This is a genomic window from Streptomyces sp. NPDC058964 (assembly GCF_042741275.1).
Lineage (GTDB): Bacteria > Actinomycetota > Actinomycetes > Streptomycetales > Streptomycetaceae > Streptomyces.
In genome coordinates this window covers 1-9,858 of record NZ_JBHYKH010000339.1, presented here as the reverse complement: position 1 = coordinate 9,858, position 9,858 = coordinate 1, and the positions used below count along the sequence as shown (strand labels likewise).

Here is a 9,858-nt window from a genome sequence, read left to right as displayed (position 1 = left end):
GCCCGCGCGCGCGCGTGACCACGTGGTGGGCACAGTGGTGGGTCTCGCCGCCGTACCGCCCCTCGTTCCGCCGGCCGATGCCGGCGGGCTACCCCCGGGGGCCCGGGGCGGTGAGTGCGCGGCGGCCCGAGCAGGTGAGCAGCAGATCGGCGTACGAGTCGGCGGTGTACGTGATCTGCTGGGCGCAGCGGCCCACGGTGAGGCCGCCGAAGAACGGAGACTCGGCCAGTTCGCCCGTGTCCGTGGGCACTTCGGCCTACGGAGTCGGCCGCGGTCCGGGCGGTGTGGCCGGATCCCAGCGCTCGCAACGGCGCTGGACGCGGCCGAAGAAGTCCCGGGTGCCGCCCGCCACGTGTTCGGTAGCCACTTTCCCGAGCCCTTCCGCCGTGGATTCCACCCAGGGCGGAATGCCGGTCCCTTCCCCGGCCGCCCGGGGCTCCTAGGCTGAACAGGTGACCGAACAAGTGCCGAACCAAGCCCGCGTGATCCCGTTGCGTCCGGGGACCACCACCCGCCCGCAGGGACCGGCCGCCGAGCCCGGGGAGCCCCTGTGGCGCGACCTCGTCGGCGATGTGCTGCGCCGTGAGCGCCGGGCGCAGGAGCGCACGCTCAAGGACGTGGCCGACGCGGCCCGGATCTCGATGCCGTACCTCTCGGAGATCGAGCGCGGCCGCAAGGAGGCCTCCTCGGAGGTCCTCGCGGCCGCCGCCCACGCCCTCGGACTGGGTCTCGGCGATCTGCTGTCCCTGGCCCACGGCGAGCTGGCCCGGCAGTCCGGCCGGAGCCGCGGCACGTCGGCCACGCCTTACAAGGGACTGTGTCTGGCCGCCTGACGGAGCGCCGGACCGGCCGTCAGCCGACGCCCTTGTCCCGCAACTGCCGGAAGAAGGACCGTACATCGCCGATCAGCAGATCCGGCTCCTCCATGGCCGCGAAATGCCCTCCCCGGTCGAACTCCGTCCAGCGCACGATGTTCTCGGTGCGCTCCGCCCTGTGCCGCAGCGGCATCTGGGGTTCGGCCGGGAAGAGGGCGAGCGCGGTCGGCACGGTGGAGGGCTGCCCGGGCGCGGCGCTGCGGCCGGTGGCGTGCGCGCGCTCGTAGTAGATCCGGGCGGACGACCCGGCGGTTCCGGTGAGCCAGTACAGCATCACGTTCGTGAGCAGCCGGTCCCGGTCGACGGCCTCCTCCGGCAGTTCCTCGGAGTCGGTCCACTCGCGGAACTTCTCCACGATCCAAGCGAGTTGGCCGACGGGCGAGTCCGTCAGACCGTACGCCAGGGTCTGCGGCCGGGTCGACTGCTGGACGGCGTACCCCGTTCCCTCTCCGGACCAGGCGGCCCACCTGCGCCACGAGACGAGCGTGCGTTCCCGCTCCTCGGGTCCGAGTGCCGCCAGCTCCTCGGCCGTGGGCTCGGTGGCGGCCTGCGCGCCGGGCAGCAGGTTGAGGTGGACGCCGAGGACCCGGTCGGGATGGGCGCGGCCGAGTTCGCGGGAGATCGCCGCGCCCCAGTCGCCGCCCTGCGCGCCGAACCGGTCGTAGCCGAGCCGCCGCATCAACTCGGCCCAGGCGTCGGCGACCCGGCCGGCCTCCCAGCCCGGCTCCACGGTCGGCCCGGACAGCCCGAAGCCCGGGATGCCCGGCACCACGACGTGGAAGGCGTCGGCCGGATCGCCGCCGTGCGCGGCCGGATCTGCGAGCGGTCCGGCCACGTCGAGGAACTCGACGATCGAGCCCGGCCAGCCGTGGGTGATGATCAGCGCGGTGGCATCGGGCTCGGGGGAGCGGACGTGTGCGAAATGGACGTTCGCCCCGTCGATCGTGGTCGTGAACTGCGGCCACTCGTTGAGCCGCGCCTCCGCCGCCCGCCAGTCGTACTCGTGCCGCCAGTAGCGCACCAGCTCGCGCAGGTAGTCCGCCGGTACGCCGTACGCCCAGCCCACGCCGGGCAGGTCCGCGGGCCACCGGGTGCGGTCGAGCCGTTCGTGCAGGTCGTCAAGGTCGCTCTGGGGGATCGCGAGGCGGAAGGGCCGGATGCTCTCTGCGGGCGAAGACGTCATGGTCCGGATGCTAGCCGGGGCGGCCTTCCCACCCGTCCGGGTCAATCCTCCGCCCGGCCGATGAGTTTCGCGGCCACGATCGGTCGACACATGCAACCGTGCTCCACACCTCAGGAGGAAGCCGATGGCCACCGACGGATTCACCACGTGCCTCTGGTTCGACGACCAGGCCGAGGACGCCGCCCACTACTATGTCTCGATCTTCAAGAACTCCGGCGTCGGCAGGGTCGCCCGGTACCCCGAGGGAGCCCCTCGTCCCGCGGGCACCGTGCTGACCGTCGAGTTCACGGCGAACGGTCACAGGTTCGTCGCCCTGAACGGGGGCCCGGAGTTCAAGTTCAACGAGGCGATCTCCTTCCAGATCTTCTGCGAGAACCAGGAGGAGATCGACTACTACTGGACCAGGCTCACCGAGAGCGGCGGCGAGCCCGGACCGTGCGGCTGGCTCAAGGACAGGTACGGGGTGTCCTGGCAGGTCATCCCGGACCGGCTCGACGACATGATCAGCGACCCGGACCCGGCCAAGGCGGCACGCGCGACCCAGGCCATGCTGTCGATGCACAAGCTCGACATCGCCGCCCTGGAGAAGGCCTACGCGGGCGAGTGAGGATCCGTCCGGGTGCGGGGCACCGGCCCGCACCCCTGGGCGGATTCGGCGAGGATCTCCCGGATCACATGCCGTGAGTTCTCCGCCAGCGGGGGATTCGTCTCCCAGTAGTACGGCAGCTGGATCAGGGAGACCGACAGCGCCCAGCCCCGGCCGCGAGCCCACTCGGCGTCGTCGGCGCCGACGGTCTCGCGGAAGACGCCCCGGGCGCTAGCGGGCAGCAGGTTCCAGGCCACGATCAGATCGACCGCCGGATCGCCCACCCCCGCGCAGCCGAAGTCGATCACGGCACTCAGCCGGCGGTCGGCGACGAGGACGTTCCCGGGGGACAGGTCGCCGTGCGCCCAGAGCGGCGGACCGGTGTGCTCCGGGGCGGCGAGAGCCTCCTCCCAACGGGCGGTGACCGCCTCGGTGTCGACCCTGCCGTCCAGCTGTGCGATGGCCTCGCGCGTCGCCGTGTCCCGGGCCGCCAGCGGAACTCCCCGGGGGCAGGGCGGCCCGTCGTGTGCGTCGACGCGGCGCAGGGCGCCGACGAAACCGGCGAGGTCCCCGGCCAGCGACGCGGGCTCCGCCACCGCACCCGCGACGGGATTGCGCCCGTCGAGCCACCGGTACACGGACCAGGGCCAGGCGAAACCGGCGCCGGGCCTGCCCCGCCGCAGCGGCGCGGGGGTCGGGACGGGCAGCAGCGGCCCCAGCCGGGGCAGCCAGCGCTGCTCGTGCGCGACGCTGCCGACGGCACCGGGATACCGGGGCAGCCGTACGACCATGTCCGCGCCCAGCCGGAACATGGCGTTCTCCGTCCCCGAGGACCTCAGGCGCCGCACGCGCAGCGACGCCCACTCGGGGAACTGCGCGGCGATCAGCCGGCCGACCGTCGAGGCGTCGACGTCCACCTCGTCCTCACGCATCCTCGCGGCACACACGCGGCCCATTCCAGCGGCCGGCCGGCCCGCTGTCGAGCGAATTCCGGAGTGCGGGAAGGGGGTGGGCGGTGTCCCGGGACCCGCCCACTCCTCGCATCTGCCGGGTCAGACCCGGTCGGCCGCGATCATCAGGTACTGGAAGCTGCCGTTGCGGTACGCGGACAGGAACGTGTCCTCGATGCCGGTCACCAGGTGGTCGGCCTCCTTGCGCAGTTCCCAGTACGGCATCGTGGCCTCGGTCAGGTCCTCCACGTGGACCGGTACGAGGCGGTTGCGGGCCATCGCCCGGAAGTACTCCGACCTCGGGTGGATGTCGCAGATGTAGTGGGCGTTGATGAGGGACACCTCGCGCGAGGCCCGGCCGTAGGTGTCGTTGTAGCAGCCGGTGATCACCACATAGCGTCCGCCGCGCCGCAGCAGCCGGGCGTGCTCGGCGAACAGCAGGTCGAGCTCCACGTACATGGTGGACTCGTTGTTCCACGAGGCCGCGTAGGCACCGGACTCGAAGCCGGTGTCGAGCATGTTGCGGTGGTGGTAGCGCACCCTGTCGTCGATGTCCCGCTTGCGGGCCATCTCGTTGGCGAAGTCGGCCTGCTTGGCGGAGATGGTGACGCCGTCGGCGCGGCAGCCGTAGCGCAGGTTCGCCACCACGCTGCCACCGCCGCGCCCGCAGCCGGCGTCGAAGACCCGGTCGGTGGGGGAGAGCGGGCCGAGGTGCGAGGCGAGGAGCTCGGCCTGGGCGTGCTCCAGACGGTGCAGTTCGGCGGTGACCCGCTCCCTGCGCAGCGCGGGGTCGGTCTCGTCGAGCACGGTCCAGTCGACGTTTCCGACGCCGTAGTGGTGGTGGTACAGGTCGTCGATCTTGCCGAGCTCGAGGTTGACCGGGTTCTCCTCGGCGTTCCAGTAGTCCGCTACGCGGGTCTGGTACGTGGACTGGGCCGGCACCGGTGCGGTCGTGGTCCGGGCGACGGGGGCGGTGGTCAACAGTGACTCCTCGTGACGCGTCTGACGGTGTTTCGCTGAGCCGTGACTGCCGGTGCTGTCACCAGTAGTCCGGCAGGTGGTAGCGGTGGGTGTTGGTGGCGTGCCACTCGTGGTTGCCGGACACCCAGGCGGCGAGCCCCTGGACGTAGCGCTCCACGAGGGGCGAGGTGGCGGACAGGAGGGCGGACTCCTCCTCGAAGGCCTCCATGATCCGGTTGTGGATCCCGACGGACCTCAGATAGGCCGCCTTCAGTCCGCACCGGTCGTTGGCGGCCACGACCTGCGGCAGGTTGAGGTGGTCCGGGTCGCTCGCCAGCTCCTTGGTGAAGGAGTAGAGGTCGTTGACGATGGTGGTGGCGTTGCAGGCGAGCGCCGTGATCCGCTGGACCTCCGGGCGGGCGTAGAGCTGTTCCGGCAGTTCGTAGCCGTCCACGGCGTCGACGATCGACAGACAGGGCCGGAAGTTGTTGAACTGCCTCATCACCAGGTACTCCCAGACCCGCGGCACGTACCGGGTCTCCATCCAGGCGGCCTCGCCCAGATAGCCCATGTGCAGCCGGGCCATGTCGTGCACGAACCGGTCGGTCTGGCTCGGGGTCGCGAAGGCGGCGTAGTCCGCGAGGGCGAACTGGTACGAGCGCAGCGGCCCGTCGGCCCGCAGGCCCTGGCGCCACTCCTCCTCCAGCTCCGGGATGCCGTGGAAGGGGTCGAGCGCCGACTGGGCGATGATCAGCGGGCCGCCCAGACCGCGCCGTGATCCGCCCCGGCCCTCGTCCTCCTCGCAGTAGCAGGAGTCCACGATGTTCTCGGCGAGCAACAGCTTGCCCGCGGTGGTGAGGCGGTCCAGGTCCAGGGCGCCCGGATGCTGGAGTACGACGGCCCGGCCGAACTGGAAACCGGAGAAGTCCCCCTTCCAGGCCTGCGGGAACAGTTCCAGCTCACGGGCCCAGCATTCCAGCCGGCGGTCGATCTCGGCGGCCTTCTCCGGGTCGGCGGGCGCGGCCGGCCGGTGGTGCAGTCCGGGGATCACTCCGGTGCGCCGGACCGGGCGCATGCTCCGGGCGATGTCCGGCGGCCCGGGCAGCGGGTAGGAGTGGGTGGGTGTGCTCATGGTGTGCTCCAGGCCGTCAGTCGGCGGTACGGCCGATCTGGACGTTCTCGAGGATCCCCGCCGCGTCGGGGACGAGGATGGCCAGCGAGTAGTAGGCGGTGACGAGGTAGCTGACGATCGCCGCGGTGTCGATGCCCATGAAGCGGACGTTGAGGCCCGGCTGGTACTCCTCGGGGATGCCGGTCTGGTGGAGGCCGATGACACCCTGGTCGGCCTCTCCGGTGCGCAGCGCGATGATGCTGCTCGTGTGGTCGCCGGTGATCGGGATCTTGCTGCACGGGTAGATCGGCACGCCGCGCCAGGCCGGGATCCGGTGGCCGTCGACATGTGCGGTGCCGGGCACCAGGCCGCGCCTGTTGCACTGCCGGAAGAAGGCCGCGATGGCCTTCGGATGGGCCAGGAACACCTTCGTCCCGCGGCGCATCGAGAGCAGTTCGTCCATGTCGTCCGGGGTCGGCGGGCCGGTGAAGGCGCTGATGCGCTGCCCGTAGTCGACGTTGTGCAGCAGCCCGAACTCCCGGTTGTTGACCAGCTCCCACTCCTGGCGCTCGCGGATCTCCTCCACGGTCAGCCGGATCTGCTGCTCGGTCTGGTTCATCGGGTCGTTGTAGAGGTCGGCGACCCTGGTGTGCACCCGCAGCACGGTCTGGGTGAGGGACAACTCGTATTCGCGCGGGGCGAGTTCGTAGTCGACGAAGCCGCCGGGCAGCGTCGGCTCGCCCACGTGGCCGGCCTGCACCGGGACCTCGGCCTCGCCCTTGCGGTTCATGGGCTTGCGCTGCCGCTCGACGTACGCCTGCAGATGGGCCGCGAGGGACGGTGCCCGTGCGGTGACCTCCTCGACCACCGTCCAGGGCAGCGCCAGCACCACGCCCGCGGTCTCGGCCCGGACCGAGCTCAGCCACAGCGGGTCGGACTGGCCGACCGCCTCGTCGCCCATCTGGTCGCCGTCGGTGACGACGCCGATGACCTCCTCGTCGCCGTACTTGCCGGCGCTGTACCGGGTGAACCGGCCGTGGACGACGAGGTACGTCTCGGTCACGGGCTGCCCGGCCTCGAACAGGACCTGTCCGGCGCGCACTTCACGGACCTGGAACCGGGTGGCGAGTTCGCGCAGTACGTCCGTGTCGGGGTAGCCGCGCAGGACCGGCAGTTCCGTCAGCGTCTCCGGGATGACCCGGATGTCCTCGGCGCCGTTCTGCTCGAAGTGGACCCGGCCGCGCCCCGTGCTCAGCTGGAGGCGACGGTTGACCCGGTAGGCGCCGCCCTTCACGTCCACCCACGGCAGTGTCTTCAGCAGCCATCGCGAGGTGATGGCCTGCATCTGCGGTTCGGACTTGGTGGTCGTGGCGAGCTGGCGTGCCGCCCTGGTGCCGAGGCTGGTCGGCTGCCGGTCGGCGGAGGGGTCGGGGGCTGGTTCGTCGACGGCGGAACCGGTGGCGCTGTCCGGTGTGGACACATTCCCTCCAGCGGACGGGTGAACAGGGGGGACCGGATCGCTCGGTGGTGAGCGAGTTGGTGGTGCGCTTGGACAAGCCAAACAGCCTTGGTGATCTCCCGGTACGGCGCGAAAGGGGCGGTTTCGTTCCTTGGTGGTGCAAACCTGCCGTTCGGGGCGTACTGCACGGGCGCGGATGATCACGCGCCCGGCCTTCGCACCCGCACCCGGGCGCACGGGATCACTGGGCGTTTGCGCTCAGGAAAGATCGTTCACCAGCACCGCCGCGCCGCCGAAGCGGCCGGCCTTGAGGTCCCTCAGCGCCTGCGGGGCCTGCGAGAGCGGATAGTTGTGCGTCGTGGCGCGAACGTCGTACAGCGCGGCCCGGGCGAGGAACTCACGGCCGTCCGCGCGGGTGTTGGAGGTGACGCTGCGCAGTTCCTTCTCGTAGAAGAGGTCGGTCTCGTAGTGCAGGGGCGGTACGTCGCTCAGGTGGATGCCTGCGACCGCGAGGACCCCGCCCCGGTCCAGGGCCCGCAGCGCGACCGGTACCAGGTCGCCGACCGGTGCGAACAGGATCGCCCCGTCCAGGGGCTCCGGCGGCATGTCGTACGCCTCGCTCGCGGAGGCGGCGCCCAGCTCGGCGGCCAGCCGCCGCGCGTCCGCGCCGCGCGTCAGGACGTGCACGGTGGCCCCCTCGGCGAGCGCCACCTGGGCACACAGGTGGGCGCTGCCCCCGAATCCGTACAGCCCGAGCCGGCCGCCCGGCGGCAGCGAGGTGCGCAGGAGCGCGCGGTAGCCGATGATGCCGGCGCACAGCAGCGGCGCCAGGGCCACGTCGTCCAGGGCGCCCGGCAGCCGGTAGGCGAAGTCGGCCGGGACGGTCGTGTACTCCGCGTATCCGCCGTCGGCGTCCCAGCCGGTGTACCTCGATCGGGGGCACAGGTTCTCGGAGCCGCGCAGGCAGTACGCGCACTCGCCGTCGGTCCGGCGCAGCCAGGCCACGCCCACCCGGTCGCCCGGCATGAAGTGCTCCACGGCCGCACCGGCCCCGGCCACCACGCCGACCACCTCGTGCCCGGGAATCACCCCGGGCCGGCGTGCCGGCAGGTCCCCCTCGGTGACGTGCAGGTCGGTGCGGCAGACCCCGCAGGCCCGCACATGCACCAGGAGTTCGTCGTCCCGGGGCACGGGCACCGGCCGTTCGACGAACCGGAGGGCGTCCCCCTCGACCGGTCCGGGCCGGGCCACCGACCACGCCCGCATCGTGCCGGCGACAACCGAGTCCGTCATGTCACGCCCCGTCCTGCCGAAGGCCGCCGTCTCCGTCTCCAGTGTCGGGCAGCCCGCCCCGTTCGGCGCGCGGGCCGGCCGGTGGATGGCTAGCGTGAGGACCGTGACGAGTCGGGCGATCCGAGCCTGCGGAGAGGTATCGCACCATGGCTGTACAACCTGAAGGAACCCCCTGCTGGGCCGACGCGATGTTCGGCGACGTCGAGGGGGCGAAGAACTTCTACGGTGAGGTCCTCGGCTGGACCTTCGGCGAGTCGTCGTCGGAGTACGGCAACTACACGCAGGCCTATGCGGACGGCAAGGCGGTTGCGGCGGTCGTCCCGCCCATGCCCGGCCAGGAGGGGCAGTCCCAGTGGTGCCTGTACTTCGCCTCGCCGGACGCCGCCGCGACCGCGGACCGGATCCGGGCGAGCGGCGGCGAGGTGCTGATGGAGCCGATGCAGGTCGGTGAGTTCGGCACGATGTGCCTGGCCCGCGAGCCCAGCGGCGCCGTGTTCGGCGTGTGGCAGGGCGGCACCCACGAGGGCTTCGAGGCGACGGCGGTGCCCGGCGCGTACTGCTGGGCCGAGGTCTTCACCCGCGAGCCCGAGAAGGCGGACACCTTTTTCCGCGGGGTGTTCCCGTACACGGCCAAGCAGATCGACGATCCCTCGGTGGACTTCCGGATGTTCGACCTCGGCGGGAACACGGTCCTGGGCCGGATGAGGATGACCGAGGACTTCCCGCCCGAGGTGCCGTCGTACATCAACGTGTACTTCACCGTCGCCGACTGCGACGAGGCCGTTGCCAAGGCCACCAAGCTCGGTGCGGTCCTCCGGTTCGGACCCATGACCAGCCCGTTCGGCCGGTTCGCGGCCCTGAGCGACCCGCAGGGCGCGAACTTCTCGGTGATCGACGTCACGACCACCGAGGGAGAGATGCCCAGGACCACGGACGTCTGACCGGCCCGGACGGGCGGGCCGCCGGCCGTGGCATGATCGGGCCCATGCGTGAACGTGTTGTGGCCGCGTGCGACGGGGCTTCGAAGGGGAACCCCGGACCGGCGGGCTGGGCCTGGGTGGTGTCCGACGGCTCGGAGACGCCGGCCCGCTGGGAGGCGGGGCCGCTCGGCAGGGCGACGAACAACGTCGCCGAACTGACGGCGCTCGAGCGGCTGCTGGCCGCGACCGACCCGGAGCTTCCCCTCGAGATCCGGATGGACTCGCAGTACGCCATGAAGGCCGTCACCACCTGGCTGCCGGGCTGGAAGCGCAACGGCTGGAAGACGTCCGCGGGCAAGCCGGTCGCCAACCAGGACCTGGTGGTCCGCATCGACGAGCTGCTCGACGGCCGCTCCGTCGAGTTCCGCTACGTCGCCGCCCACCCGGTGGACGGCGACCCGCAGAACGAATTAGCCGACCGCGCGGCCCGCCAGGCGGCCGCGGTGCAGGAGCCCGCGGGC

At 71.6% G+C, this 9,858-nt stretch carries 10 protein-coding genes and 1 pseudogene; 4 read left to right on the top strand and 7 right to left on the bottom strand.

Features of this window, described 5'->3' with window-relative positions:
- Positions 1–88: 88 nt before the first annotated feature.
- Complete coding sequence (locus ACFW2E_RS31980; protein WP_384470877.1) at positions 89–250, bottom strand: hypothetical protein; 162 nt, start codon at positions 248–250, stop codon at positions 89–91.
- 202 nt (positions 251–452) lie between these two features.
- On the opposite strand from ACFW2E_RS31980, the gene ACFW2E_RS31975 reads away from it, so the two are divergent.
- The gene (locus tag ACFW2E_RS31975) at positions 453–833 is read left to right on the top strand and encodes a helix-turn-helix domain-containing protein (RefSeq protein ID WP_384470875.1); all 381 of its coding nucleotides are present in this window, start codon (positions 453–455) and stop codon (positions 831–833) included.
- 19 nt (positions 834–852) lie between these two features.
- Here ACFW2E_RS31975 and ACFW2E_RS31970 read toward each other — a convergent pair whose 3' ends face one another.
- Complete coding sequence (locus tag ACFW2E_RS31970; RefSeq protein WP_384470872.1) at positions 853–2,058, bottom strand: epoxide hydrolase family protein; 1,206 nt, start codon at positions 2,056–2,058, stop codon at positions 853–855.
- Between the two features lie 124 nt (positions 2,059–2,182).
- Here ACFW2E_RS31970 and ACFW2E_RS31965 point away from each other — a divergent pair, with 124 nt between their 5' ends.
- Positions 2,183–2,665: a VOC family protein gene (locus tag ACFW2E_RS31965; RefSeq protein WP_384470869.1), complete on the top strand. Its 483-nt coding sequence runs from the start codon at positions 2,183–2,185 to the stop codon at positions 2,663–2,665.
- On the opposite strand, the gene ACFW2E_RS31960 is transcribed toward ACFW2E_RS31965, so the two are convergent.
- From ACFW2E_RS31960 to ACFW2E_RS31940, 5 genes and pseudogenes are all read right to left on the bottom strand, one after another.
- Complete coding sequence (locus ACFW2E_RS31960) at positions 2,650–3,576, bottom strand: aminoglycoside phosphotransferase family protein (protein WP_384470866.1); 927 nt, start codon at positions 3,574–3,576, stop codon at positions 2,650–2,652. The genes ACFW2E_RS31965 and ACFW2E_RS31960 overlap by 16 nt on opposite strands.
- A 120-nt stretch (positions 3,577–3,696) precedes the next feature.
- Complete coding sequence (locus tag ACFW2E_RS31955) at positions 3,697–4,575, bottom strand: geranyl diphosphate 2-C-methyltransferase (RefSeq protein WP_384470863.1); 879 nt, start codon at positions 4,573–4,575, stop codon at positions 3,697–3,699.
- 58 nt (positions 4,576–4,633) lie between these two features.
- Positions 4,634–5,713, bottom strand: a pseudogene (locus ACFW2E_RS31950) (family 2 encapsulin nanocompartment cargo protein terpene cyclase); the annotation flags it as partial.
- Positions 5,703–7,145, bottom strand: a complete 1,443-nt coding sequence (locus tag ACFW2E_RS31945; RefSeq protein WP_384470860.1) for a family 2B encapsulin nanocompartment shell protein — start codon at positions 7,143–7,145, stop codon at positions 5,703–5,705. The gene ACFW2E_RS31945 and the pseudogene ACFW2E_RS31950, both read right to left, overlap by 11 nt.
- A gap of 237 nt (positions 7,146–7,382) precedes the next feature.
- The gene (locus ACFW2E_RS31940) at positions 7,383–8,390 is read right to left on the bottom strand and encodes a zinc-binding alcohol dehydrogenase family protein (protein WP_384470880.1); all 1,008 of its coding nucleotides are present in this window, start codon (positions 8,388–8,390) and stop codon (positions 7,383–7,385) included.
- Positions 8,391–8,563: 173 nt separating this feature from the next.
- Between ACFW2E_RS31940 and ACFW2E_RS31935 the strand changes: the two genes are divergently transcribed.
- Complete coding sequence (locus tag ACFW2E_RS31935) at positions 8,564–9,358, top strand: VOC family protein (RefSeq protein WP_384470857.1); 795 nt, start codon at positions 8,564–8,566, stop codon at positions 9,356–9,358.
- Positions 9,359–9,390: 32 nt separating this feature from the next.
- Positions 9,391–9,858, top strand: a 468-nt coding sequence (locus tag ACFW2E_RS31930) for a ribonuclease H (protein ID WP_384470854.1), incomplete at its 3' end; no start/stop codon positions are given.

Coding starts and splice junctions, on each gene's coding strand:
- ACFW2E_RS31940 (WP_384470880.1), bottom strand. CDS start 8,390: ATGCGGGCGTGGTCGGTGGCCCGGCCCGGACCGGTCGAGGGGGACGCC.
- ACFW2E_RS31960 (WP_384470866.1), bottom strand. CDS start 3,576: ATGCGTGAGGACGAGGTGGACGTCGACGCCTCGACGGTCGGCCGGCTG.
- ACFW2E_RS31935 (WP_384470857.1), top strand. CDS start 8,564: ATGGCTGTACAACCTGAAGGAACCCCCTGCTGGGCCGACGCGATGTTC.
- ACFW2E_RS31965 (WP_384470869.1), top strand. CDS start 2,183: ATGGCCACCGACGGATTCACCACGTGCCTCTGGTTCGACGACCAGGCC.
- ACFW2E_RS31970 (WP_384470872.1), bottom strand. CDS start 2,058: ATGACGTCTTCGCCCGCAGAGAGCATCCGGCCCTTCCGCCTCGCGATC.